Source organism: Sphingobium sp. CFD-1 (assembly GCF_024611115.1).
In the GTDB taxonomy this organism is placed as follows: Bacteria; Pseudomonadota; Alphaproteobacteria; order Sphingomonadales; family Sphingomonadaceae; genus Sphingobium; species Sphingobium baderi_A.
This window is the reverse complement of the sequence record NZ_CP084398.1, coordinates 3,005,790-3,030,617: the sequence shown is the minus strand read 5'-3', so window position 1 is coordinate 3,030,617 and position 24,828 is coordinate 3,005,790. Positions and strand designations below refer to the sequence as shown.

At 64.0% G+C, this 24,828-nt stretch carries 22 protein-coding genes and 1 pseudogene; 10 read left to right on the top strand and 13 right to left on the bottom strand.

Going from position 1 to position 24,828, the window contains the following annotated elements; all coding sequences use genetic code 11:
- Nucleotides 1-168: 168 nt before the first annotated feature.
- The 3 genes from LDB26_RS15255 to LDB26_RS15245 all read right to left on the bottom strand — a co-directional run bounded on the left by LDB26_RS15255 (nucleotide 169) and on the right by LDB26_RS15245 (nucleotide 5,134).
- Nucleotides 169-936, bottom strand: a complete 768-nt coding sequence (locus LDB26_RS15255; RefSeq protein ID WP_257539075.1) for a DsbA family protein — start codon at nucleotides 934-936, stop codon at nucleotides 169-171.
- Nucleotides 933-2,285 (bottom strand): M48 family metalloprotease, encoded by a 1,353-nt coding sequence (locus tag LDB26_RS15250; protein ID WP_257542154.1) that lies wholly within the window; start codon nucleotides 2,283-2,285, stop codon nucleotides 933-935. Before LDB26_RS15250 ends, LDB26_RS15255 begins: the two co-directional genes overlap by 4 nt.
- Before the next feature lie 161 nt (nucleotides 2,286-2,446).
- The gene (locus LDB26_RS15245; RefSeq protein ID WP_257539074.1) at nucleotides 2,447-5,134 is read right to left on the bottom strand and encodes a ribonuclease E/G; all 2,688 of its coding nucleotides are present in this window, start codon (nucleotides 5,132-5,134) and stop codon (nucleotides 2,447-2,449) included.
- Nucleotides 5,135-5,671: 537 nt separating this feature from the next.
- Here LDB26_RS15245 and LDB26_RS15240 point away from each other — a divergent pair.
- The 4 genes from LDB26_RS15240 to LDB26_RS15225 all read left to right on the top strand — a co-directional run bounded on the left by LDB26_RS15240 (nucleotide 5,672) and on the right by LDB26_RS15225 (nucleotide 11,485).
- Entirely contained in the window at nucleotides 5,672-6,955 is a 1,284-nt protein-coding gene (locus tag LDB26_RS15240; RefSeq protein ID WP_257542152.1) for an N-acetylmuramoyl-L-alanine amidase, read from the top strand.
- A gap of 67 nt (nucleotides 6,956-7,022) precedes the next feature.
- Nucleotides 7,023-9,563, top strand: coding sequence for a penicillin-binding protein 1A (locus LDB26_RS15235; protein ID WP_062060706.1), 2,541 nt, complete (start codon nucleotides 7,023-7,025; stop codon nucleotides 9,561-9,563).
- Between the two features lie 66 nt (nucleotides 9,564-9,629).
- A complete protein-coding gene (gene prfB / locus LDB26_RS15230) occupies nucleotides 9,630-10,757 on the top strand; it encodes a peptide chain release factor 2 (RefSeq protein ID WP_257539072.1) in 1,128 nt (375 codons plus the stop codon).
- On the top strand, nucleotides 10,757-11,485 hold the full coding sequence (locus tag LDB26_RS15225; RefSeq protein ID WP_373886120.1) for a class I SAM-dependent methyltransferase: 729 nt from the start codon (nucleotides 10,757-10,759) through the stop codon (nucleotides 11,483-11,485). The genes prfB and LDB26_RS15225 overlap by 1 nt, the downstream gene beginning before the upstream one ends.
- A gap of 12 nt (nucleotides 11,486-11,497) precedes the next feature.
- Here LDB26_RS15225 and LDB26_RS15220 read toward each other — a convergent pair whose 3' ends face one another.
- The 3 genes from LDB26_RS15220 to LDB26_RS15210 form a co-directional block, all read right to left on the bottom strand.
- Entirely contained in the window at nucleotides 11,498-11,653 is a 156-nt protein-coding gene (locus LDB26_RS15220) for a hypothetical protein (protein WP_197413634.1), read from the bottom strand.
- A gap of 20 nt (nucleotides 11,654-11,673) precedes the next feature.
- A complete protein-coding gene (locus tag LDB26_RS15215) occupies nucleotides 11,674-12,384 on the bottom strand; it encodes a hypothetical protein (RefSeq protein WP_257539070.1) in 711 nt (236 codons plus the stop codon).
- A 97-nt stretch (nucleotides 12,385-12,481) separates the two neighbouring features.
- Nucleotides 12,482-13,699, bottom strand: a complete 1,218-nt coding sequence (locus tag LDB26_RS15210; protein WP_257539068.1) for a toxic anion resistance protein — start codon at nucleotides 13,697-13,699, stop codon at nucleotides 12,482-12,484.
- 217 nt (nucleotides 13,700-13,916) lie between these two features.
- On the opposite strand from LDB26_RS15210, the gene typA reads away from it, so the two are divergent.
- Nucleotides 13,917-15,734 (top strand): translational GTPase TypA, encoded by a 1,818-nt coding sequence (gene typA, locus LDB26_RS15205; protein ID WP_021244917.1) that lies wholly within the window; start codon nucleotides 13,917-13,919, stop codon nucleotides 15,732-15,734.
- Nucleotides 15,735-15,881: 147 nt separating this feature from the next.
- Entirely contained in the window at nucleotides 15,882-16,937 is a 1,056-nt protein-coding gene (locus LDB26_RS15200) for a DUF1176 domain-containing protein (protein ID WP_257539066.1), read from the top strand.
- Between the two features lie 6 nt (nucleotides 16,938-16,943).
- Here LDB26_RS15200 and LDB26_RS15195 read toward each other — a convergent pair whose 3' ends face one another.
- Genes LDB26_RS15195 through gluQRS form a run of 3 tightly spaced genes read right to left on the bottom strand, consistent with a single transcriptional unit; the run spans nucleotide 16,944 to nucleotide 18,687 of the window.
- Nucleotides 16,944-17,525, bottom strand: a complete 582-nt coding sequence (locus LDB26_RS15195; protein WP_062060688.1) for a cob(I)yrinic acid a,c-diamide adenosyltransferase — start codon at nucleotides 17,523-17,525, stop codon at nucleotides 16,944-16,946.
- Nucleotides 17,526-17,529: 4 nt separating this feature from the next.
- Nucleotides 17,530-17,763, bottom strand: a complete 234-nt coding sequence (locus LDB26_RS15190; RefSeq protein ID WP_257539065.1) for a twin transmembrane helix small protein — start codon at nucleotides 17,761-17,763, stop codon at nucleotides 17,530-17,532.
- Nucleotides 17,764-17,772: 9 nt separating this feature from the next.
- Nucleotides 17,773-18,687, bottom strand: a complete 915-nt coding sequence (gene gluQRS, locus LDB26_RS15185) for a tRNA glutamyl-Q(34) synthetase GluQRS (protein WP_257539064.1) — start codon at nucleotides 18,685-18,687, stop codon at nucleotides 17,773-17,775.
- 107 nt (nucleotides 18,688-18,794) lie between these two features.
- Here gluQRS and LDB26_RS15180 point away from each other — a divergent pair, with 107 nt between their 5' ends.
- Nucleotides 18,795-19,361: an HNH endonuclease gene (locus tag LDB26_RS15180; RefSeq protein ID WP_062060680.1), complete on the top strand. Its 567-nt coding sequence runs from the start codon at nucleotides 18,795-18,797 to the stop codon at nucleotides 19,359-19,361.
- An 18-nt stretch (nucleotides 19,362-19,379) separates the two neighbouring features.
- Here LDB26_RS15180 and LDB26_RS15175 read toward each other — a convergent pair.
- Nucleotides 19,380-20,105: pseudogene (locus LDB26_RS15175) on the bottom strand (Crp/Fnr family transcriptional regulator); the annotation flags it as partial.
- 211 nt (nucleotides 20,106-20,316) lie between these two features.
- Here LDB26_RS15175 and murA point away from each other — a divergent pair.
- Nucleotides 20,317-21,600, top strand: coding sequence for a UDP-N-acetylglucosamine 1-carboxyvinyltransferase (gene murA / locus LDB26_RS15170; protein WP_062068202.1), 1,284 nt, complete (start codon nucleotides 20,317-20,319; stop codon nucleotides 21,598-21,600).
- Nucleotides 21,593-23,113: a sensor histidine kinase gene (locus tag LDB26_RS15165; RefSeq protein WP_257539063.1), complete on the top strand. Its 1,521-nt coding sequence runs from the start codon at nucleotides 21,593-21,595 to the stop codon at nucleotides 23,111-23,113. The genes murA and LDB26_RS15165 overlap by 8 nt, the downstream gene beginning before the upstream one ends.
- On the opposite strand, the gene LDB26_RS15160 is transcribed toward LDB26_RS15165, so the two are convergent.
- The 3 genes from LDB26_RS15160 to LDB26_RS15150 all read right to left on the bottom strand — a co-directional run bounded on the left by LDB26_RS15160 (nucleotide 23,058) and on the right by LDB26_RS15150 (nucleotide 24,420).
- Nucleotides 23,058-23,495 carry a response regulator gene (locus LDB26_RS15160; protein ID WP_257539062.1) on the bottom strand — a complete coding sequence of 146 codons (438 nt, stop codon included), beginning with the start codon at nucleotides 23,493-23,495 and terminating at the stop codon, nucleotides 23,058-23,060. The two genes, LDB26_RS15165 and LDB26_RS15160, sit on opposite strands and share 56 nt — an antisense overlap.
- Before the next feature lie 71 nt (nucleotides 23,496-23,566).
- Nucleotides 23,567-23,797: a DUF2188 domain-containing protein gene (locus LDB26_RS15155; protein ID WP_062060671.1), complete on the bottom strand. Its 231-nt coding sequence runs from the start codon at nucleotides 23,795-23,797 to the stop codon at nucleotides 23,567-23,569.
- A gap of 5 nt (nucleotides 23,798-23,802) precedes the next feature.
- The gene (locus LDB26_RS15150; RefSeq protein ID WP_062060668.1) at nucleotides 23,803-24,420 is read right to left on the bottom strand and encodes a DNA-3-methyladenine glycosylase; all 618 of its coding nucleotides are present in this window, start codon (nucleotides 24,418-24,420) and stop codon (nucleotides 23,803-23,805) included.
- Nucleotides 24,421-24,497: 77 nt separating this feature from the next.
- Between LDB26_RS15150 and LDB26_RS15145 the strand changes: the two genes are divergently transcribed.
- Nucleotides 24,498-24,815 carry a 2Fe-2S iron-sulfur cluster-binding protein gene (locus LDB26_RS15145; protein WP_062060665.1) on the top strand — a complete coding sequence of 106 codons (318 nt, stop codon included), beginning with the start codon at nucleotides 24,498-24,500 and terminating at the stop codon, nucleotides 24,813-24,815.
- Nucleotides 24,816-24,828: the final 13 nt, after the last annotated feature.

The following is a 24,828-nucleotide window of genomic DNA, read 5'->3' as shown; positions in this document are numbered from 1 at the left end:
AAATAGAGAATCGGGCGTGACAAAAAAGGGCCGCCGGTTGGCGACCGCATGTCAGGGGGGTGCCGATAGGCAAAAGGCCCGGTGAAGTCAATGGCGGAAGGTGCCTGGTTTCGCTTTGCGCGCGTCAGGAAATGGCGGATGTTTCGCGATGAAAAACCGTATCGCGCTTCACTTCCCCCGCGCCGCGCTCACCGCTTCCTTGAGCGCCTCATGTCCCACCGCGCCGTTCAGCACCTGATTGCCGATCACGAAGGTCGGTGTGCCGCTGGCCTGCAATTTCTGGGCGAGCGCGATGTTGGAGGCGATTTCGGCATCATATTTTTTCGACGCGATGGCGGCTTCGGCGTCGGCCTTGCCGATCCCGACCTTGGCGGCGGAGGCCAGAATTGTATCTCGCGTTACCCGGCCTGCATCGTAAAGCGCGCGGTGAAAGGGCATATATTGTCCGCGTTCCGCCGCCAACAGCGATACCTTGGCCGCATCGCTGCTCTCCTCAGAGAGAATCGGCAGTTCGCGATAGACGACCTTCAGATTCCGGTCCTGGCTGACCAGCTTGGCGAGATCGGGCAGGGAAGCCCGGCAATAGCCGCAGGCATAGTCGAAAAATTCGACGATCGTGACATCGCCCTTGGCCGCGCCTTCCCATGCGCCCGCATAGGGCGTTTCGAGAGCGCTGCGGCTTGATTCGATGGTGCTTTCCATCCGCTTCGACTGCAATTTCTCGATCGCCTGCGGGATGATTTCGGGATGTTCGAGAATATAGTCATGCACGATCTGCTCGATCGCGGTCTTATCGCCTGCATTCACGCTGTTTCCTGCCTGCATGGCAAGCGCGGTGCCTGCGGCGGCGGCAATAAAGGCGAAAGCGCCAAGAGTCATCTGCATGGTCCTGTTGGAAAGGGCCGCGCGGAAACCCGGCCGGTTGGAGTCCGTCATTTTTTCTTCCGTTGTTGCTCCACCGCGGCGCGCGATACCATGGCGATATCCTGTGCGCGCAGATAGTCAACAGTGCCGGGCTTTAATCCCTGCAGGGCGGCGTCGGCGCTTCGCATCGCCATCGCGTCCTGCCCCATCATCGAATAGCGTTCCGCCGTCGCCAGCGCCGCGCGCGCGGTATCCCCGCGTCGCTCATAGACGACGCCCAACTGATACCAGGCGAAGGGGTTTTCGCGGTCGCGCGCCACGGCATTGCGTAGCACCTGCTCGGCCTCGGCGAAATTGGCGTCATCTTCCGTCGCGATCAATGCATGGCCCAGCAGCGTGGAGATGAGGGGCTGGTTGGTCAGCTTCACTGCCTCGCGCAGGGGCGCGATGGCATCGGCGGGCTTGCCGCTTTCGAGCAGGATCTGGCCTTTGAGTTCCAGAAAATAGGGATCGTGCGGCATGGCGGCGAGCAGCGCATCCGCTTCCGCCAGCGCCTTTTGCGGATAGGCACTTTTGTGCCAGGCATAGGCCCGTGCATAATGGGCGGGGATAGTCTGGTCGCTTTCGGGATATTTTCGGAGCGTCTGGGTGGGTTCGGATACGAAGCCGATCAGCTTTGCCTTGATCCGTTCGAACCGCGCTTCCAACTGGGGATCGACCGGCTTGTCCCAGGCCGGATCGACAGTATAGACCTCGCGCAGCACATTGATGCGCTCGCCCGACAAGGGGTGCGTGCGTCCATAGCTGTCCTCCTGCGGGATGGCGAGGCGATATTCCAGGTTTTGCAGCTTCTTGAAGAATTCGAGGCTGCCCTTGCCCGAAACCCCGGCCTTGCTCAGATAACGCGCGCCCGCCAAGTCGGCGGAGCTTTCCTGCGCGCGGGAAAAGGCGAGGAATTTGCCCATCGCCGCCTGTTGCCCGGCGCCCAATATGCCCATGCCCGCTTCCGCGCCGCCCGCCGCGATGGCCGCCGCGCCCAATACCAGACTGAGCAGCGTGATGCCGGTCGCTTCCTTCATCCCTTCGGCCGAGCGGATGATATGTCCACCCTCGATATGGCCCAGTTCGTGTGCGACGACGCCCTGCAACTGGTTCACGTTATCGGCCTGCGCGATGAGGCCGCTATGCACCCAGACATATTGCCCGCCCGCGACGAAAGCGTTGATCTCTGGATCATTGATGACGAAGACCTGCACATTGCGGGGTTCCATCCCCGCTGCCTTGACCAGCGGACCGGACATGTCGGCCATGAAGGCTTCGGTTTCCGCGTCGCGCAGGATCTGCTGCGCCAGCGCAGGCCGCGCGAGCAGCGCGAAGGATGCCAGAAGAATGGCGAGGAAGCGAAGGCATCGGCCCGTCATGATGCGCGACCGGGCGAGGGCAAGGGAGGCAGGCATCGGCGTCACTCTGCCATGGCGCCGCTGAATACACAATGAAGCCGCGCTTTGAGCAAATGGAAACGCCGCCCCGTTCCGGCGTGGGCCGGGCACGGGACGGCGTTGTTCAAACCAGGCAATAGAGCTTATTGGCCGAAGGTGCGCTGCCACCAACCGCGCCGGGGCGAGCCGTTTTCCTCTTCCCCTTCGGCGGTTTCCGCGCCCTCGACCGAAGCCTCCACCGTTTCGGGCGCTGCTTGCGCGGCAATCGGTTCGATCACTTCTGCAGCCGCTTCCGGCGCAACCTCGGCAGCGATTTCCTCGACGGCGGCATCCGCCTTCTTGCGGCGGGTGCGCTTGGGCTTGGGCTTTGCTTCGGCTTCTGTCTCCACCGCAGGGGCTTCCGCCACGATCACGGTATCAGCCGTTTCGGCATCGCTCGCGGCAGGCTTCTTGCGGCGGGTGCGCTTGGGCTTGGCCGGAGCCGCTTCGGTGACAGGCTCCTCGACAGGCGCTTGCGCGACCGGCTCGGCATTTTCCGTCGCAGCCGGTTCAGCTACGGCTTCCTTCACCTTGCGAGCGCGGGGACGGCGGCGTGTCTTGGGCGCTTCCTCCGCGACGGGCTCTACAGCGGCTGCCGCTTCCGGCGCGACCACAGGTTCCGCTTCGGGGGCATTTTCGGCTGGTTCCACCGCTTCGGCGGTTTCGCTCGCAGCGTCACCAGCCTCCGCTTCGCCAGCCTCGCGCCGACGACGACCGCCCCGGCGACCACGGCGGCCACGCTTGCGGCCCGCTTCGCCTTCGTCGGCTCCTTCGCCTGCGGCTGCTTCGGCAATGTCTTCGCCAGCGTCGGCATCCACGTCCGCTTCGCCTTCTGCTTCTTCGCTCCCATCGGCAGCGGCCTGGCTATCCTGTTCGTCACGCGGACCACCCCGGCGACGACGACGGCGACGACGGCGACGGCCGCCTTCGCGTTCCTCGCCGCGTTCCTCACGCTCGGAGGAAGTTTCTTCCTCCTCGGATTCTTCTTCCTCCTCCTCAATCACGTCGAGGTCATCTTCCTCTTCGGCGAGCGGCGCATAGCTCACGACGCGCTCGGGACGGGGGCCGCTGGCCTCCACCGACATGCGCGCGCCTTCCACTTCGCCATCGGGCAGGATGACGATGGTGACGCCATAGCGCTGCTCGATCTCATCGAGTTCACGCCGCTTGTTGTTGAGGACGTAGAAGGCTGCTTCCTGGCTTGCGCGCAGCGTGACGATGCTGCCGCGACCGCGCGCCGCTTCCTCTTCCAGCATACGCAGCGCGGAAAGCCCCGCCGACGAAGCGGTCCGCACCAGCCCGGTGCCTTCGCAATGCGGGCATTGGCGGGTCGATGCTTCCAGTACGCCGGTGCGTAGCCGCTGGCGGCTCATCTCCATCAAGCCAAAGCCCGAGATGCGGCCGACCTGGATGCGGGCGCGATCGTCCTTCAACGCCTCCTTCATCGCCTTCTCGACCTTGCGAATGTTGGAGTTCATCTCCATGTCGATGAAGTCGATAACGACCAGGCCAGCCATGTCGCGCAGGCGAAGCTGCCGCGCGATTTCCCGTGCCGCTTCCAGATTGGTGGCGACGGCGGTCTGCTCGATGCCATGCTCGCGGGTCGAACGGCCCGAGTTGATGTCGATCGACACCAGCGCCTCGGTCGGGTTGATGACCAGATAGCCGCCGGACTTGAGTTGCACGACCGGGTTATACATGGCTGCGAGCTGGTCTTCGACACTGGCCCGCTGGAACAGCGACACGGCATCGGCATATTGCTTCACCCGCCGGGCATGGCTGGGCATCAGCAGCTTCATGAAATCCTTGGCGGCCTTATAGCCATGCTCGCCCTCGACGATGACTTCTTCGATATCCTTGTTGTAGATATCGCGGATCGCTCGTTTGATGAGGTCGCTATCATTGTGGATCAATGCGGGTGCGGCGGAATTCAGCGTATTTTCGCGAATTTCGTCCCACAGGCGCGCCAGATAGTCGAAGTCGCGCTTGATCTCCGTCTTGGTGCGCTGAAGGCCTGCGGTGCGGACGATGCAGCCCATGGTGGAGGGCAGCGCCATGTCGGCGATGATCGTCTTGAGCCGCTTGCGGTCCGCGGCATTGGAAATTTTGCGCGAAATGCCGCCGCCATGGCTGGTGTTGGGCATCAGCACGCAATAGCGGCCCGCAAGGCTCAGATAGGTGGTCAGCGCCGCGCCCTTGTTGCCGCGCTCCTCCTTGACGACCTGCACCAGCAGTACCTGGCGGCGTTTGATGACGTCCTGGATCTTGTAGCGGCGGCGCAGCGCCATGCGCTTGCGGCGCAGCTCGTCGGCGGCCTCGTCGCCGCCCCGGCCCCTGCCGCGCCCACGGCGCGCAGGCTTGTCGCCGCCTTCGTCAGTTTCGGCATCCTCGCCACCTTCATCATCTTCATGATGGGTAGCGACGATGACCTCCACGCCGTCTTCGCCGGTCAGCCCCTCTTCATCGTCATCGACCTCGGCGCGCAGCGCGGCCTCTTCCTCCGCATGGGCGCGTTCCTCGCGCAGCAGTGCCTCGCGGTCTTCGCGCGGGATCTGGTAATAGTCAGGATGGATTTCCGAAAAGGCGAGGAAGCCATGGCGGTTGCCGCCATAATCCACGAACGCCGCCTGGAGCGAGGGCTCTACGCGGGTGACTTTGGCGAGATAGATATTGCCCTTGAGCTGCTTGTGCTCGGCGGATTCGAAGTCAAACTCCTCGATCCGGTTTCCCTTGACGACCGCGACCCGGGTTTCTTCCCGGTGGCGCGCATCGATCAGCATACGCATTGTCATTTATGAGTCTCCGGCGTCGGCGGCCTGCGGCTGAGGGCCGGGCCGCCACGCGATAGTGAAGGGACGGCAGCATGGGCGTCGCCAGCGGCGCGGATTGCTGCATCGTCCGGTTTTGAAGGAAATTATGTGCGTCTGCTGCATCGGCATGGCCGGGCATTATGCCGGACCGGTCCATCCGCGCCGCATCGCCCGTTGCCGGGTTCAGCGGGGAATGGAAAACATGCCTCATGCAGCGTCAACCTGTTCGAACATCGGCGTCGCTGGAAAAGCGCGCCGATGCGTGCAAAAAATTGGCCCCGAAGGTATCGCTTTATCTGGCCACACTTATCGGAATGTGAATGGTTAGCAGCCAATGCGCGGCGGAGCAACGGCTGGTGGAAATATTCTCTCTTTTGCAAATTCTTGCGCCGGATCGCTGATCTGATCCATTGGCATGATCGTGCTGAAGATAGCGTTAACCGTCTCACTTTACGCCGGGACAAGAGGTGATGCTTAATGCCCGATTCAGCGTGGGGACGCGCTGGACGGATTTACGTCATGATATTTGGCTGGACGGCCAATGCCACTGCGTTGCACAAGCGGCGCATGCTTCAGAGCCTTGCCATGGCAGGCGCGATATTCGCGGCGGCTCCCGGTTTCGCGGGCGGCATTTCCGCTGTCGATGTGCAGGGCGACCGCGTCGTCGTGCGCTTCGACGACAGTGTGGAGGGCGCATCGGCCTTCCTGCTGGACGGACCACGCCGTCTTGCGCTGGACATCAGCGGCGCGCAGGCGAGGCGCGGGCAATCCTATGCAGGGAGCAATGCGGCGGTTGCCGCCGTACGCCAGGGGCAGTTGAACGAGGGCACCGCCCGCGTGGTGCTGGACCTCGCCTTGCCCGCGACGCTGGGCAATGCGCGGATCGCGCCCGATGGGAAGTCGCTCAGCTTTTCCTTGCAGGGGGTGTCGGATAACGCTTTTCGCACCGCGCTTGGCCGGGGTCGCACCCAATTCGACGCGCCCGCCCATATGAGCGCGCGGCCGCGTCAGCGCGTGCACAGCATCACCGTGCCGATCCCACGTGCCGCCAAGGGCGTGGCGCTGCCGCCGATCGAAGGGCCGCGCGATGGCGCTCGCCCGCTGGTTGTGATCGATGCGGGCCATGGCGGTCATGATCCGGGCGCGATCAATCCGCAGACGGGCAAGCGCGAGAAGGACGTGACGCTCGCCATAGCGCAGGCGATCCGCGACGAACTGGTGAAGGCGGGCCGGGTGCGTGTCGCGCTGACCCGCGACGACGACCGCTTCCTGGTGCTGCAAGAACGCTATGGCATTGCGCGCAAGCTGAACGCGGACCTCTTCATTTCCGTCCATGCCGATTCGGCGGAAAATGATACGGCGCGGGGCGCGACCGTCTACACCCTGTCTGAAACCGCGTCCGACCGCGAAGCCGCGCGTCTGGCGGCGCGGGAGAACAAGGCGGACATCATCAACGGCGTCAACCTGGGCGGGCAGAGCAGCGATGTTTCTTCGATCCTCATCGATCTGACGCAGCGCGAATCCATGAATATATCATCGAACTTCGCGCGGTTGTTGCAGCGGGAGGCGTCGCCCTATGTGCCCTTCCGCAGCGCCTATCACCGCTTTGCCTCACTCATGGTTTTGAAGGCGCCCGACATGCCGTCGGTGCTGTTCGAAACCGGTTATATCAGCAATTTCGAGGACGCTGCCTTCCTGTCGTCGAAGGAGGGGCAAGGTCGTATCGCGAAGGGCGTAGCCCGCGCCATCGAAGTGCACTTTGCCCGCAAGCTCGCCCTGCGGGGAAGCGGGGCGGGGGGATAGAGTCTGCACGCAATCCGCCGATCGGTGCTGGCATTGACCGCATTTTGACCGTAGAGCCTGCTCCATCATGGAAGAGGCTCGCCCTGAAACCGCCGCACCGTCGTCCTTCGCCTATCGCCTGCGCCGTGAGGCCGGGGGCATCAGGGACCGTCTTCGCCCCTTCTGGGGACGCCGCCTGTTCCGCTGGAGCGCGATCCTGCTGGGCGGCTTCCTGCTGGCGATATTCCTGTTCTGGCTGATCTTCGCGCGCGGCCTTCCCGACGCCTCCACCCTGCTGGAATATGAGCCGCCGCTGCCGACCATCGTGCGCGACATCAACGGCCAGCCGGTGCACAGCTACGCCCGCGAACGACGTGTGCAGCTTCAATATAGCGATTATCCGCCGCTCCTGATCCGCGCCTATCTGGCGGCGGAGGACAAGACCTTCTTCGAGCATCATGGCGTCGACATTCCCGGCTTTGCCGGCGCGGTGTTCGATTATGCCAGCAAGATCGGGTCGGGCCAGCGCGCCCGCGGCGGCTCCACCATCACGCAGCAGGTGGCGAAGAACCTGCTGATCGGTGACGAATATTCCCCCACGCGCAAGGTGAAGGAGATGATCCTCGCCTATCGCATGGAAGGAGTGCTGTCGAAGCAGCAGATCCTTGAACTCTATCTCAACCAGATATTCCTGGGCCGCAACGCCTATGGCGTGCAGGCGGCCTCGCGCGCTTATTTCGACAAGGATGTGGCCGACCTGACATTGCCGGAAATGGCCTATCTCGCCATTCTGCCCAAGGGTCCGGCCAATTACCGCCCGGAAAGCCCGACCGGCCATGAACGCGCGCTGGAGCGGCGCAACTGGGCGCTGGGCGAAATGCATGCGAACGGCTGGATCACGGCGGCGCAGCGCGATGCGGCCCGCGCCGCGCCGCTGGGCACGGTCGCCTCCCGCGGGGCGAGCTTCGAGGACCGGGCGGGTGGTTATTATATGGAGGAAATCCGCCGCCGCCTGATCCAGCGATTCGGGGAAAAGGCGGAGGACGGCCCCAACAGCGTCTATGCGGGCGGCCTGTGGGTCCGCAGCCCCTATGATCCGGCCATCCAGGCCAGCACGACGACCGCGCTTCGCAACGGCCTGCTGCGCTTCGACGCCGGGCGGGGCTGGTCCGGCCCGGTCGGCGAGATCAAGGTCGATAATGGCTGGGAGCGGGAACTGGCCGCCAGCTATGTCAGCGTCGATTATGAAGGCTGGCGCGTCGCCGCCGTCATCAGTCGCAGCGCGTCTTCCGCGCAGATCGGTTTTGCCGACGGCACCACCGGCACGCTGCCTGCCGGGTCGGCGCAGCTTTCCTATCGCAAGACCGGGGGTTCAGCCTTCTCCGCGATGAAGCCGGGCGACCTGATCGTCGTCGCGCGCAACGGGTCGGACTGGGCGCTCCGCAACATTCCCGAAGTGTCGGGCGGCATGGTGGTCGAGGAAGTCCATTCAGGCCGCCTCCGCGCCTTGCAGGGCGGTTTCGATTCCCGCCTGTCATCCTATAACCGCGCGACGCAGGCGATGCGGCAGCCCGGCTCCACCATCAAGCCCTTCGTCTATGCCGCCGCGCTGGACAATGGCATGACGCCCGCCTCGATCATCGTCGATGGCCCCCTGTGCGTCTATCAATCGGCCAGCCTCGGCCAGAAATGCTTCCGCAACTTCTCCGGCGGCGGCGCGGGGCCGCAGACGCTGCGCTGGGGCGTCGAGCAGTCGCGCAACCTGATGACCGTGCGCGCCGCCAGCCAGACCGGCATGGAGCGCGTCGTCCGCACCATCAAGGCAATGGGCATCGGCGACTATCAGCCCTACCTCTCCTTTGCGCTGGGCGCGGGCGAAACCACGGTCGAGCGGATGGTGAACGCCTATGCCATGCTCGCCAACCATGGGCGGCAGCTCAGCCCCAAGGTCATGGATTATGTGCAGGACCGGCGCGGCAAGGTGATCTGGCCGGAACGCTGGCGGCCCTGCGACGGGTGCAACCTGCCGAACTGGGATGGCAAGCCCATGCCCCGTTTCGGTTTTGAAGGGAAACAGGTCATGAACCCCATGACCGCCTATCAGGTCGTCCATATCGCCGAAGGCGTGATCCAGCGCGGCACGGCGACGGTCCTGCGCGACCTTAATCGACCGCTGTTCGGCAAGACCGGCACGACGAACGGCCCCACCAATGTCTGGTTTGTCGGCGGATCGCCTGATCTCGTCGCGGGCGTTTATCTGGGCTATGATCAGCCGCGCAGCCTGGGCGGCTGGGCGCAGGGTGGCCGCATCGCCGCGCCGATCTGGAAGGCGGCGATGGCCCCGGTGCTTGAGAATATGCCCAAGACGCCGTTCGTTGCCCCGGCAGGGGTGCGGATGGTCACGATCGACCGCCGTTCGGGCAAGCGCATCTATGGCGCGTGGCCGACCGATGAACCCAAGGCATCGGTGATCTGGGAAGCCTTCAAGCCCGAATCCGAACCGCGCCGCTCCATCCGCAAGGAGGAAGTGGAAGCGCAGGACAAGGCGGCTGCGGCCGGGGCAGCTTCCGGCGCGCGGCGTCAGCGCACCGACGCGGACTTCCTCCAGGATCAGGGCGGCATATATTGATATGCGGCTGGTTCGCGCTCTTTTCGGGTGCTAGAGGCCGCCGCAAGGAACTTTGGAGAACAGACCATGCGCGCCGAAGCGCAGCAATATATCGACCGTATCGACGCCGCGCTGGACCTGCTGCGCCGTTTCCTCGACTGGGACCGCGCGCTACGGCGGCTGGATGAGCTGAACGCCCGCGTCGAAGACCCGACGTTGTGGGACAATCAGAAGATGGCGCAGGAAGTGATGCGCGAGCGCACCCGCCTAGACGCCGCCATCGGCGCGACCCGCGCCATCGAGCAGGACAAGACCGACACCGCCGAACTCATCGAAATGGCCGAGGCCGAGGGTGATGAGGATATGGTCAGCGAAGCCATAGTTTCCCTGAAGGCACTTGCTGACCGCGCGGACGAGGACAAGATCAAGGCGCTGCTGGCGGGCGAAGCAGACGCCAGCGACACCTATCTGGAAATCCATGCGGGCGCGGGCGGCACCGAAAGCCAGGATTGGGCGGAGATGCTCAGCCGCATGTATCGCCGCTGGGCGGAACGGCGCGGCTACAAGGTGGAACTGGTAGATTATCAGGCGGGCGATCAGGCGGGGATCAAGTCCGCGACCTTCCTCATCAAGGGCGAGAACGCCTATGGCTATGCCAAGACCGAGAGCGGCGTGCATCGGCTGGTCCGCATCAGCCCCTATGACAGCTCGGCGCGACGGCACACCAGTTTCTCGTCCGTCTGGGTCTATCCGGTGATCGACGACGATATCGACATCGAGGTCAAGGAAAGCGACCTCAAGATCGACACATACCGCGCATCGGGCGCGGGCGGTCAGCACGTCAACACGACCGACTCCGCCGTCCGCATCACCCACGTTCCATCCGGCATCATCGTCGCTTCGCAGAACGACCGATCCCAGCACAAGAACCGCGCCACCGCGATGAATATGCTGAAGGCGCGGCTTTACGAGGCCGAACTGCGCCGCCGCGAGGAAGCCGCATCGACCGATTATCAGGCGAAGACGGAGATCGGATGGGGCCACCAGATCCGCTCCTATGTCCTCCAGCCCTATCAGCTGGTGAAGGATCTTCGCACCGGCGTCACCTCGACCGCGCCCGACGATGTGCTGGACGGCGCGCTCGATCCCTTCATGGCCGCCGCCCTGTCGCAGAAGGTGACGGGCGAGAAGGTCGATGTGGAGGATGTCGACTGATGCAGCGGCGCGGGGCGTTGGGAGGGGCATTGCTGTTCCTGCTGGCCGCCTGCGACATGCTTTCGTCCGGCAAGGACGACCGATCGCCCGCCGCCCGGCCTTTCCCGCGCGCCGACCGGCCCGTTGCCCCTATCGTCTCGACCCGCTGGTCCAGCGAAGAGGCGCGCGACCGGGTGCGCGAAGCGGATGACATTATGGACCGCGCCGGGATCAAGCCGGGCATGACCATCGCGGATATCGGCGCGGGAGAGGGCTATTACACCGTCCGTCTCGCCAAGCGCGTGGGCGTCAAGGGCCGGGTGCTGGCCGAGGATATCATGCCCGAAGTGATCGAGGCGCTGTCCCGCCGCATCACGCGGGAGGACTGGAAGAATGTCAGCGTGAAGCTGGGCGCGCCGGAAGACCCGCGCTTGCCCGAAAACAGTTTCGACCGCATCTTCATGGTCCATATGTATCATGAGATCGGCGAGCCATACGCCTTCCTCTGGCACCTCAGCCCCGCGCTCAGGCCCGATGGCGAGATCATCGTGGTCGACGCGAACCGCCCGACCGAGCAGCACGGCACGCCGCCGCGCCTCCTCTCCTGCGAGTTCGCGGCCATGGGGTTCCGGCTGGAGGAACTGATCCCCAAACCCACGGCGGGCGGCTATCTCGCCCGCTTCAAGCGTATCGCCGCGCGGCCCGATCCGGCCAGCATCGTGCCCTGCACCTATCAGGTTCAGGAATAGAAGGCGGTTGCTCTATTGCCGTCGCCGCCATCTTCTGAACAGGGAAAAGCCGACGAAACCGCTCCCCACCAGCGCCGCGATGGCGCCGCCCGCGGACGCCAGCGCCCATGCGCCTGCCGCGAGCAGGCCCGTCAGGAAATCGACGATGATGAGGGTGAGATGGATCATTGGATAAGGAAAAGCGGGGACTAGTCCCCCAGTTCCTTTGCTTCCTGATATTTCAGTTCCAGAAAGCGGTTCTGCGTCGCCAGCTTGTCGAGGTCGCCACTCGCCAGCGTCTCGCTCATCCGCGCGATTTCCGCGTCGATGACGGACAGCCCTTCGATCAGCTGCTTTTCGGGCACGCGGCCATTGCGTTCCTCGCGCCGCAGCGGCTGCGGGATCGACTGATAGCCTGTCACCAGTTCAGGCAGATGATCGGCCAGCAGCTTGCGAACTTCCTGCGCCGCCGGTTCCTGCGGATGGAGCCGTTCGAGTTGCGGCCCCAGCATCTCCAGCTTGACGCCGATGCTGTCCACCAGGGTCATAGCGGGCGCGGGCAATGCCCTGCGCTGGTTTTCCAGCCAGATTTCGGTCTTGAGGGGAAGGGCGGTGAGTTCCGTCTCGGCCAGCGCCTCCGTCCGCACCCGCGGCTCCGTCGGCAGCAGCGCGATCAGCAACACCGCCGCGATCATGACGCCCAGCGCCACCATGACCCCGGTCGTGCCCAGCGGCGTTACGAAACCCGCAGCCGCGCCCGCGACCAGCACCGCGACAATCGCCCAGAAGGCATATTTGACCTTCCGCATCAGTCCTGCATTGCGTCTTTGCCGGGCGCGGGCCGACAGGCTTTGTCCGCGCTCGCTATGGCGGCGCAGCACGGCCTCCGCATCGGCCAGCACGCGGTCGGAGCGCGTCATTAACCAAGCCTCCGTTCGTTTCGAGCGCAGTCGAGAAACAGGCGCGTAGACGGTTCTCGATATGCTCGAACCGAACGGGGCAGGGGAGCCTGCATCCTCACTCCTCGATCGCGCTCAGCAGCGGGTTGTCGCTCCGCGCTTCCTGCGCCGCCTGCGCCTGTCCTTCGGCCCGCGCGATATAGCCCTTCGACTTTTCGACCTCGTTCGACAGGGTGTTCACCGTCGTCTTCATATTCTCCAGCGCCTTGAGCTTGAAGGTGTCGATGCTGTCCATCGTATCGTAGATATTCTGGAAGGCGCGTTGCAGCGTTTCGATGGGAATGGTGCTGGACGCCGCCTGCTCATGGATCTGCGCGGTCTGGCTCTTGAGCAATTCACCGGTCGAATCGATCATGTTTGCGGTGGTGGTGTTGAGCGCCGTGATCTGCTCCAGCACCAGCCTTTGCCCGACCAGCGCCTGCGCCACCGTCACCGCCGTCCGCAGCGCCGCGACGGTCGTGGTGCTGGCGCGGTCCACGCCCTTCACCAACTCGACATTGTTCTTCTTGACGAGGTCCAGCGCCAGATAGCCCTGCACCGTCACCGCCATCTGCGTGAGGAGATCCTGCGTGCGCTGGCGGATATAGAAGAGCGCGCTTTCCCGCACCGCCTTCGCCTTGGCCGGATCGGTCGAATCCAGTTCCAGCGCCTTGGCCTCCAGCCGCGCGTCCAGCGTCTTGCTGATATGGATCATCTGTTCCAGACGGCCCATCGTAGCCCACATATTCTGCCGCTCCACGTCAATGGCGGCATTGTCCTTGATGAGCACGTCCTTGCCGCTGGCGAGGCTGCCCAGGATCGAATTGATATGGCTCTGCGCGCTTTTATAGCCATCGAAATAGTCGCGCATCCGGTTGCCGAACGGAATGATCCCGAACAGTTTCTTGCGCGTCATCAGGTTGCCGCGCTTGCCGGGATCGAGGTCTTCCACCGTGCGGCGCAGTTCGGCGAGGTCCGCGCCCACCTTATTGTCGCTGTCCATCGCCCGCACGGGCCGATCGAGGAAGCGATTGCTGTGCCCGGCGGCCTCCGCGATTTCCTTGCGGCCCATATTAGTGAGTTGATCGACGCGCTTGCCGAATTCCGGCGAGGCGGCGTCCTGCGCCACCAGATCGTCGATGAAGGCATCCACCTTCTCGTCCAGCTTCGATTTCTGTCCCTCGTCCAGCGGCACCAGCCCCGCCGCCTTTTCCGGCGAGACGGCCGGCACCGGATCGGGCGGCGTCAGGTTCAGCGTGTCGGCGGTGGCAGTAGCGGTGGTCGCGTTCGTGGCCATATCATCTCCTGTCGGTGTCATATGGATATAGAACACCGATGCTGCAAGGTCGACAGACAAGCAGGATAGGGGCTTCCCTTCCCCGCGACAACCGCGCAGCGTCCAGCGGCTTCGCGCAGCGTCTTGCCGCATCGCATCAATTCCTGTAAGGGCGCGCGCAATTCACTGGTCAGGCGCTGTGCCGGCCGGGCACCAGACCCCGAAGGCACTCGAACCCATGTCCCTGCGTAATATCGCGATCATCGCGCACGTCGACCACGGCAAAACCACGCTGGTCGACCAGCTTTTCCGCCAGTCCGGCACCTTCCGCGATAATCAGCGGGTCGAGGAACGGGCGATGGATTCGAACGACCTGGAAAAGGAACGCGGCATCACCATTTTGGCGAAGCCGACCTCCATCGAATGGAACGGCACGCGCATCAACATCGTCGACACGCCCGGCCACGCCGATTTCGGCGGCGAGGTGGAGCGCATCCTCTCCATGGTCGACGGCGTGATCCTGCTGGTCGATTCGTCCGAAGGCGCGATGCCGCAGACCAAGTTCGTGACCGGCAAGGCGCTGGCGCTGGGTCTGAAGCCCATCGTCGTCGTCAACAAGGTGGACCGCCCCGACGAGCGCATCCAGGAAGTGCTGGACGAGGTGTTCGACCTGTTCGTGACGCTCGAAGCGACCGACGAGCAGCTTGATTTCCCGGTGCTCTATGCGTCGGGCCGCAACGGCTATGCCAGCGAAGACCCGACTCGCCGCGAAGGCACGCTGGAACCGATGTTCCAGAAGATCGTGGATCATGTGCCGCCGCCGTCGCTGGATCAGGACGCACCCTTCAGCTTCCTCGTCACGCTGCTCGACCGCGACAATTTCCTTGGCCGCATCCTGACCGGCCGCGTCCAGTCGGGCACGCTGAAGGTCAACCAGCCGATCCACGCGCTCGACAGCGAGGGCAAGGTGATCGAAACCGGCCGCGCGTCGAAGATCCTGTCCTTCCGCGGCCTCGATCGTGTGCCGGTGGAGGAAGCGAAAGCGGGCGACATCATCAGCCTCGCGGGCCTGACCGTCGCGACCGTGGCGAACACCATCGCCGACACCTCGGTCAGCGAACCGATCCAGGCCCAGCCGATCGATCCGCCGACGCTGTCGATGCGCTTTGCTGTGAACGATTCGCCGATGGCGGGCCGCGAAGGCAGCAAGGTGACGAGCCGCATGATCCGCGACCGCCTGATGCGCGAAGCGGAATCCAACGTGGCGATCAAGGTGACTGAAGCTGCCGACAAGGACAGCTTCGAAGTCGCCGGCCGCGGCGAATTGCAGCTTGGTGTGCTCATTGAAACGATGCGCCGCGAAGGGTTCGAACTGGGCATCAGCCGGCCGCGCGTGCTGTTCGGCACGGACGAGGCGGGCGACCGCACTGAGCCGTATGAAACCGTCGTCATCGACGTGGACGACGAATTCACCGGCACGGTCGTCGAGAAGATGAACCAGCGCAAGGCGGAAATGACCGACATGCGCCCATCGGGCGGCGGCAAGACCCGCATCACCTTCTCCGCGCCGTCACGCGGCCTGATCGGCTACCATGGCGAGTTTCTGTCCGACACGCGCGGCACCGGCATCATGAACCGCCTGTTCGAGAAGTACGGCCCCCACAAGGGCACCATCGAAGGCCGCAAGAACGGCGTGCTGATTTCCAACGGCGCGGGCGAGGCGGTGGCCTATGCCCTCGGCCCGCTCGAAGAGCGCGGCGTGCTGATGGTGGGCGTGGGCGAGGCGCTCTATGAAGGCATGATCATCGGCGAGAACGCCAAGCCGGAAGACCTGGAAGTCAATCCGATGAAGTCGAAGGCGCTCACCAACTTCCGCGCCAGCGGCAAGGATGACAGCATCCGCCTGACCCCGCCGTGGAAGATGACGCTGGAACAGGCCATCGCCTATATCGACGACGATGAAATGGTCGAAGTGACCCCGCAGAATATCCGCCTACGCAAGCGCTACCTCGACCCCAACGAACGCAAGCGCATGTCCCGCGCCAAGGCGGCCTGATCTTTTAAGGGGAAGCGGTTCAAGCCGTTTCCCCTATATCTTTGGAAATATAGAGAATATTTCGCGGGTGGCGCTGAAAGCGCCAGTCGTTTTGTTTCTGTAACGAAAACTCTATCGCTCAAAGCGCGATTAAGTTATGGTTAATCCATGGGGGCAAAATATTTTCTGGCGGCTGTAATGGCCTGCGCCGTTTCGGCGTCTGCGGGGGCGCAGGCGCCGAAACCGGGAACGCTGGAAACCTATAAGGACTGGACCATCGGTTGCGACAATCGCGGCCGGTGCGAAGCGGTATCCTTGCTGGCGGAAGGCGCGGACTGGCCGGACAATCCGGTGATGGTGGGCATCAGCCGCGATGCCGGACCCGCTGCGGAACCCGAAGTCTGGGCCAGCCGGGACGCGAAGGGACCGGCGGAATATGCCTTCCTGGTCGATGGGCGCAGGATCGCCAGCACGACGGGCATGGATGGCGAGGCGAAGATCAGCGGACCGCAGGCTTCCGCGCTCGCCGTTGCGATGGCGCGCGGCTTCTCGCTGGAAATCCGCTCCGGCGCGAGATTGCTGGGCCGTCCTTCGCTCGCCGGATCGGGTGCGGCGCTCCGTTACATGGACGCGCAGCAGGGGAGGGCAGGCACCACCACCGCTCTGATCGCCACCGGGCCGTTGCGCGCCAACGCGGTCCGTCCGGCGCCGCTCGCACCAACAGTCATCCGTCTCCCCATTTCATCCGGGCCGGCGCCTGCGGCCTTCTGGCGCGAGGAACTGACGGCGCTGGGCAGTTTCACCGGCTGCGCGAAGGAAATGCGTGACGCTCAGCCCCTCGAACAGCATCGCCTGTCCAAGGCTGAAGCACTGGTGCTGGTGCCCTGCGGGTCGGGGGCCTATAATTTCACGTCTGTCCCGGTGATCGCCACGGGCGTTCCGGGGCGCCGCACCTTCCGCTTCGCGACTTTCGATTACCAGCCCGGCTGGAGCGAGGACGCGAAGCATCCCATGCTGGTCAATGCAAGCTGGTCCCCGCAGCAGGCGCGGCTGGAGAGCCATGCCAAGGGCCGCGGCCTTGGCGATTGCGGCGGCAGCGAATCCTATGTCTGGGATGGTATGGGCTTCCGGCTGGTCGAAGCCGCCGCCATGGGCGAATGTCGCGGCGCATGGCACTGGATCACCACATGGTCGGCCCGCATCGCCGAAAAGTCAGGCCATTAAAGCGACTTAGCGCGATGCGCCCGGCACCCATTTGATGTCGCTCGCGCCATTGCCGTTGAGACGCCGCGCCATCACGAACAACAGGTCGGACAACCGGTTCAAATAGGCCAGCGCCTGCGGGTTGATGGCGACCTCCGCCGCCGCAGCGGTTGCGCTGCGTTCGGCGCGACGTGTCACGGCGCGGGCAAGGTGGACGGCGGCGGCGGCAGGCGATCCGCCCGGCAGGATGAAGCTGTCGAGCGGCTTCAGTTCCGCGTTCATCAGGTCGATCTCAGCTTCCAGCCGCTTCACCTGGCTTTCGACGATGCGTAGCGCCCAGGGTTCATCCGCCCCTTCCGGCACCGGCGTGGCAAGGTCCGCGCCCAGATCGAACAGGTCGTTCTGGATCACCGTCAGCCACCGCGCTTCCTGCGCGTCGCCGATGGCGAGGCCAATGGCGAGGACGGCAAGGCCGATGGCGCTGTTCGCTTCGTCCACATCGCCCACCGCTTGCATCCGCGGCGCATGTTTGGGCAGGCGCGATCCGTCGACAAGGCCGGTCGTCCCCGCATCGCCGGTGCGGGTGTAGATTTTGTTCAGCTTGACCATGGCGTCAGCCAGTGCCCTTCATCAGCAGCAGGATCGCGACGATGATGATCGCCGCTGCCTGGAACAGGATGCGATTCATCATCATCCTGTTCTGCTTGAGGCTGGACCGGCTGGGACCGCCTTCGGGGGAGTTGAGTTCCTCCTTGGTGGTCTGGAGAAAAGCGACGATGCCCCGGATCAGCGCGAACAGCGTCGCGGCCATGGCAAGGATCAAGGCGATGACTAGCACGGTATTCATGGGCGGAGTCTAAGCCTGCCCCAGCGAAATGCCAACCGGAAAGCGCGCGGCGCGCAGATCGGCGGCGAGCGCGGCGGGATCGACGCCCTGCGCCCGCAGGTCCGCCAGAGCGATCGACCCGCTTCGCTTGGCGAGCCGCTTGCCGTCCGACCCCACCAGCAGCGGATGATGCACATAGGCCGGCGTCGGCAGGTCCAGCAGCGCCTGGATCAGCCGATGGATATGCGTGGCCGCAAACAGGTCTTCGCCGCGCAGCACATGGGTCACGCCCATCGCCGCATCGTCCAGCGTGCAGGACAGATGATAGCTGGCAGGGGCATCCTTGCGCGCCAGCACGACGTCTCCCGCCGGCAGCGGATCAGCGGCGATTTTCCGCTCTGTCCCATCACCCGGCGGAAAGGGAAGGGCGGGCCAGCGCAGCGCCCCCACTCGCGCTACCGCTTCGGCCATGTCTATCCGCCAGGCATGGGCATCGCCCGCCGCGATTCGCCTGGCCCCTTCCGCGCCGGAAAGATGCCGGCACGTTCCCGGATAGATCGCTCCCTCCGGCCCATGCGGCGCGCTGGCGCTCGCGGTCCACTGCGCCTGAATGTCGGCGCGGGTACAGAAACAGGGATAGAGCAGCCCCATCTCCCGCAATCGCTCCAGCGCCGCATCATATTGCGCCAACCGCGCCGACTGAAAGACGATCTCGCCGTCCCAGTCCACGCCCAGCCATTGCAGATCCTCGATAATCGCCGTGACATGGTCCGGTCGGCTGCGGGTGCCGTCTATATCCTCGATCCGCAGCCGGAACGCGCCGCCCGCGCCGCGCGCCATGTCCCAAGCCATCAGCGCCGACCAGCCATGTCCGATATGGAGCCGCCCGGTAGGGCTGGGGGCAAAGCGAATCACCATATGATGTGGTGCGACGGATTGAGTCATACCGGCTCTTGACGAAGGCGAGTGGTTAATGCTGTCATGCCTGCGTCACGTTTCCGGTCAATCAGCGGGTTGGCGAAAAAGGAGCGAAAAGGGGGTAGAAGGGTCTTATGTACCATCCCGACCTGATACGGCATCCGGAAAATTGTCCGGCGCTGGTGCTGAATGCGGACTATACGCCGCTCAGCTATTATCCCCTGAGTCTTTGGCCGTGGCAGACCGCCATCAAGGCGGTCTTTCTGGAGCGGGTGGATATTGTCGCCAGCTATGAACGCGAAGTCCACAGCCCCAGCCTGGGCATGAAGATTCCCTCCGTGATCGCGCTCAAGCAATATGTGCGCCCGTCCGAACACCCCGCCTTCACGCGCTTCAACCTGTTCCTGCGCGATCGCTTCGCCTGCCAATATTGCGGATCGCCCCATGACCTGACGTTCGACCATGTGGTCCCGCGCCGCGCGGGCGGCCGCACGACGTGGGAAAATGTCGCGACTGCCTGTTCACCCTGCAACCTCCGCAAGGGCGGCCGCACGCCCAAAGAAGCGGGCATGCGCCTCCATGTCCCGCCGATCCGCCCGACCAGTTGGCAGTTGCAGGAACATGGCCGGGCCTTTCCGCCCGGCTATCTGCATGAAAGCTGGCATGACTGGCTTTACTGGGACGTGGAACTGCTGGCCTGAACCGGGTCGGGATATGGTGGGCAGCCAGTCCAGGTCCATGTCCTTGTGCCGATTGGTATAATGGCCGATTTCCTCCAGCAGCGCCATGTCGAGCAGCGTGATGCGGCCATTGGCGCGGCTGATGAGGCCTTCCTGCTCCATCTGCCGGATCATCCGGTTCACATGGACGGAGGTGAGGCCGATGGCGTCGCCAATTTCCTCCTGCGTCAGCTTGAGGTCGAAACTGTCGGTGATGCTGTCATCGGTCAGCCGCAGCCGGTCGAACATGTCCAGCAGGAAGGATGCGACGCGCGCCTTGGCCGATGTCCGCCCCAGCGAGGCGAGCCGGTCGGTCATCGCCACCCGCTCAGCATTGGACAGCAGGAACAGCAGGGCCGCGACCCGCGGATATTCCTCCAGCAACCGGCGCAGGGCATGTTTGTCGAATGGACAGATGACTGCATCCGACAGCGCCACAAGCGATTCGGGCGCCTTGTTGTAGATTGTGCTGGCTGATCCGATGAAATCGCCTGGGAAGTAGACGCGCAATATTTGTCGGCTGCCGTCGGGCAATATCACGAAACTCATCACCCGCCCCTCACGCAGCACAAAGAGTTCCGTCACTGTCTCATTGACGCGCTGGATCATTCCACCGCGCCTGATCTTGCGCGGATTTTCCTCCAACCGGGCAAGAGCCGCCCTTTCCGCGTCGGACAGCGGCACATGCTTTCCCAGTCTTTCTGCGAAGCAGCTTGTTGCCACCAATAATACCTTTTTTGCCTGAATTGTCGTTACGATGGCAGAACGCCCCAGCAACTCTTTTGGCTGCATTTTCAGACCGTGCACTAAACTCGATTAAGGTTCCTTCCGTCGCTGCGCGATTATCGCGGCGGCGTGGTTTTCCGGCCTGCCTGCGCGGCGATCCGGTATCCATGCGCCTTGCGTGGCGCGCATTTCCCGCTATGAACCGAAGGCAATGGACCGCATTCACATCCGCGGCGGCAAAACGCTCAATGGCCGCCTTCCCATCTCTGGCGCGAAGAATGCGGCGTTGACGCTGCTGCCCTGCGCGCTTCTGACCGACGAACCGGTGACGCTCCGCAACCTGCCGCGGCTGGCCGATGTCGACAGCTTCGGCCATCTGCTGAACCAGCTTGGCGTGTCGACCATGATCGAAGGGGCCAGGCCGGAGGATTTCGGCCGCGTCATGACCATGCGTGCGGGCCGCGTCACCTCGACCGAAGCGCCCTATGACATCGTGCGGAAAATGCGCGCGTCGATCCTCGTGCTGGGGCCGCTGTTGGCGCGCGCGGGCGAAGCGCGGGTGTCGCTGCCGGGGGGATGCGCTATCGGCAACCGCCCGATCGACCTGCATTTGAAAGCGCTGGAAGCCTTTGGCGCGAAGATCGAAGTGACGGCGGGTTATGTCCGCGCCAGCGCCCCGGACGGCGGCCTGGCGGGGGGCATCTATACCTTCCCGGTCGTGTCGGTCGGCGCGACGGAAAACGCATTGATGGCCGCCGTGCTCGCCAAGGGCACATGCACGCTGGAAAATGCGGCGCGCGAACCGGAAATCGTCGATCTGTGCAACCTCCTGATCGCCATGGGCGCGCAGATTGAGGGCGTGGGCAGCGACAAGCTGGTCGTCCATGGCCGCGATCGGCTGCACGGCGCGACCTACCGCGTGATGCCGGACCGGATCGAGGCGGGCAGCTATGCCTGCGCGGTCGCGATTACCGGCGGCACATTGGACCTGATCGGCGCCAATGCCGACGACATGCACGCCATTCTTGCCGCCCTGCGCGACGCGGGTGTGCAGGTGGACGTGACGAAGGACGGCATCCGTGTCGCTTCCGACGGGAAGCTGAAGCCGCTCAATCTCTCCACCGCGCCCTTCCCGGCCTTCCCGACCGACATGCAGGCGCAGTTCATGGCGATGCTGACGCTGGCGGACGGGGCTTCGGTGCTGACCGAGACCATCTTCGAAAACCGTTACATGCACGTTCCTGAACTGGCGCGCATGGGGGCGGATATCGCCGTCAACGGCCGCACAGCCGTGGTGCGCGGCGTCGAGCGGCTGGTTGGCGCGCCGGTGATGGCGACGGACCTGCGCGCTTCGATGAGCCTGATCCTGGCGGGTCTGGCAGCGGAGGAGGAAACGCAGGTCAACCGCGTCTATCATCTCGACCGCGGCTATGAGCGGCTGGAGGAAAAGCTTTCCGCCGTGGGAGCGGACATCGAGCGGGTCAGCGATGGCTGACTGGCACGGCCTTGAGACGGACCGCGCGGCTGTTCTCGCGCAGTATGATCTCGATGCCGGGGGTTTTGCCACGCTCAACCGGATTACCGATTTCGCCGCGGCGCTGTGCGATGCGCCCATCGCGCTGGTCAGCATCGTGGAGGATGTGCGCCAGCGCTTTATCGCTCGCACCGGGCTGGAGGCGGAAGAAACGCCGCGCGAACTGTCCTTCTGCGCCCATGCGATGCTGGACGATGCCATTTTCATCGTGCCGGATGCGCGGCTGGATCCGCGTTTCGCCGATAACGCGCTGGTGACGGGGGCGCCCCATATCCGCTTTTACGCGGGGGCGCCTTTGGTCGATGAAGATGGCGTGCCGCTGGGCGCGCTCTGTGTCATAGAAGACAGGCCGCGCGCCGATCTGACCGCGCTTCAGCGGCAGGGCCTGACCCTCATGGCGCAGCAGGTGCTGGCCGCATTGCAAAGCCGCCGCCGGGATCGGGCCACAAACGCCCGGCAATTGCGCGATGCCGCAGCGCTGGCCGAAAGCAACGGCCTGTTCCGCACCCTTGCTGATACCATGCCGCAGCTTGTCTGGGCGGCACGCCCCGACGGCTATAATGATTATTTCAATGCGCGCTGGTATGAATATATCGGCGCGCCGGTCGGGTCGAGCGAGGGAGAGGGCTGGGTGGACATCCTCCACCCGGACGACAAGGACCATGCTTTGGACCGCTGGAGCCATTCGCTGCAAACCGGTGAGCCTTATGAGATCGAATATCGCCTGCGTCATAATGAGGGCGGTCATCGCTGGACGTTGGGCCGCGCGCATCCGATTCGCGATGACCATGGAAGGATCATCCGCTGGATTGGCACCTGCACCGACATCCATGAACAGAAGATGATGATGGAGGAGCGCGAAATGATCGCGCATGAACTGTCGCATCGCATCAAGAACATCTTTTCGGTTATCAGCGGGCTGGTCGGCCTGTCCGCGCGCGAACATCCCGAAATGGGGGCGGTGGCAGAGGATCTGCGCGCACGCATTCTGTCCTTGGGCCGCGCGCATGATTTCGTGCGTCCGCATGGGGAGCCCGCGCTGTCCAGGGAACATACGACGCTATGGGGCGTGCTGGACCAGCTTTTCGCGCCCTATCGGGACAAGGGCCGGCCGCGTTTCATCTTGTCCGGCGACGATCCCGAAGTGGATGACCGTTCCGCCACGCCCCTTGCCCTGCTGTTCCATGAGCTTGCGACCAACGCCGCCAAATATGGCGCGCTGTCGGCGGCGGGCGGGATTGTGCGCCTGCACGTCGCGCAGGAGGATGAGGACATCCGCATAGACTGGCGGGAGGAGGGCGGCCCGGCTGTCCCGCCGATGGAAGCGGAAGGGTTCGGGACAAGATTGATGTCGCTGAGCGTCGAGCGGCAACTGGGCGGGCGGATGACGCGGAACTGGCAGCCTGGCGGGCTGGAGGTCAGTGTATGGATTCCCCGCCGCGCCATGCATCGCGCGCAGCAAGAAAAGGCGTGAAACCGTCGGTCCGGCTTTCTTCCGGATCGCATTCTTCCGCAATGGCCTGCTTCAGGGCGGCGACGATGCAGTGTGGGCCGAAAGGTTTGGTGACGAAGCCGATGGCGGTGTCGGACGCTGCGCCGATCTGGTCGGGATTTGCGGTGACATAGATTACGCGCACATCGTGGCGGCTGGCCAGTTCCATGCCTATGCCCGGCCCGGTCGGCCCGTCGCGCAGATTCAGGTCGACAAGGGCGATGTCACACAGCGATGCGACCGCAAGCGCTTCTTCCCGGTCGGCGGCGATGGCTATCACGTCCAGGCCGGACTGTTGCACGATCTGCTCAATTTCCAGCGCCACGAAAATCTCGTCTTCGACAATCAGAACCCGTTTGGTCATTCCTGCACATTCGCTCCTTGATGCCCAATAATGCAGTTCTTCCCGTTCGGTTCCAACCGGGAAGGGGGTCTTCAGCCCGGATGGTCTGGAACGCTGCTGGTCCACAATGTCTCGAACGCCGTGCCCTTCATCAGCAGCACGGTAGCGGGATAGCCGGCCGAATCGGCTTTCTTCGCGGTGTCGGTCGCCATCTCGACAGCCGCCTCCTGTGTCGCGAAAGGACCGTAATAGCGGTTGTCGAGATTGATCTTCCACTGGCCGTCATGATTGAGGACGATGTAGCGGGCATGGGGCAGGGGCATGGGTGTTAAAGAACCTCCGTATTATAATGGTGCCAGGCCATGATCGCCGCGGCCCCCCGGTGCGGACGCCAGCGTTCGGCCAGATCGCGCATCATCTTCTCGCTCGGCCGTTCAGGCAGGCCCAATATGCGGCCGATGGCGATCTGCACGGCCAGGTCGCCCGCGGGCCAGATGTCGGGCCGCCCTTCCGCGAAGAGCAGGTAGATTTCCGCCGACCAGCGCCCGATACCCTTGATCCGCACCAACTGCGCGATCGCTTCCTCGTCATCGGCGGGCAGCGAATGCAGGTCGAGCGCGCCGCTCGTCACCAGTTCGGCAAGGCTGCGGGCATAGCCCTGTTTTTGACGGGAAAGGCCGCAGGCGCGCAAGGCGTCGAAATCCCGCGCCAGCAGCGCCGCCGGTTCGCATCCCGCGCCCAGTTCCGCTTCCAGCCTGCGCCATACCGCCGCCGCCGATGCGACGCTCACCTGTTGTCCCACGATGGTGCGAAGCAGGGTTTCGTAGCCGGCCGGTCGCATCCGCGTTCCCGGATAGCCTATGTCTTTGAGCACATCGGCAAAGCCGGGCTCCAGCGCGGCTATCGCGTCGATGCTTTCGCGCAACTGTTCGGCTGTCGCCACCATGAAATCGTTATCCGACCCTTGATTTTCACCGGCTCCTTCGCCAGAGCGGCGGAAATGTTTTCGAGGGGATTGAGTAAATGCCGAAGCTGATTGTAGTCAACCGTGAGGGCGAGGAACGGGCTGTCGATGGAGACAATGGCCTGTCGGTGATGGAAATTGTCCGCGACAATGGCTTCGATGAATTGCTGGCGCTGTGTGGTGGCTGCTGTTCCTGTGCGACCTGCCACGTCTATATCGATCCCGCATTCGCTGATAAATTGCCGGCGATGAGCGAGGATGAGAATGACCTGCTCGACAGTTCCGATCACCGCAATGAACAGAGCCGCCTGTCCTGCCAGATCATGATATCGGACGATCTGGACGGCCTGCGCGTCACCATCGCGCCGGAAGACTGACAAGCACGCCGTG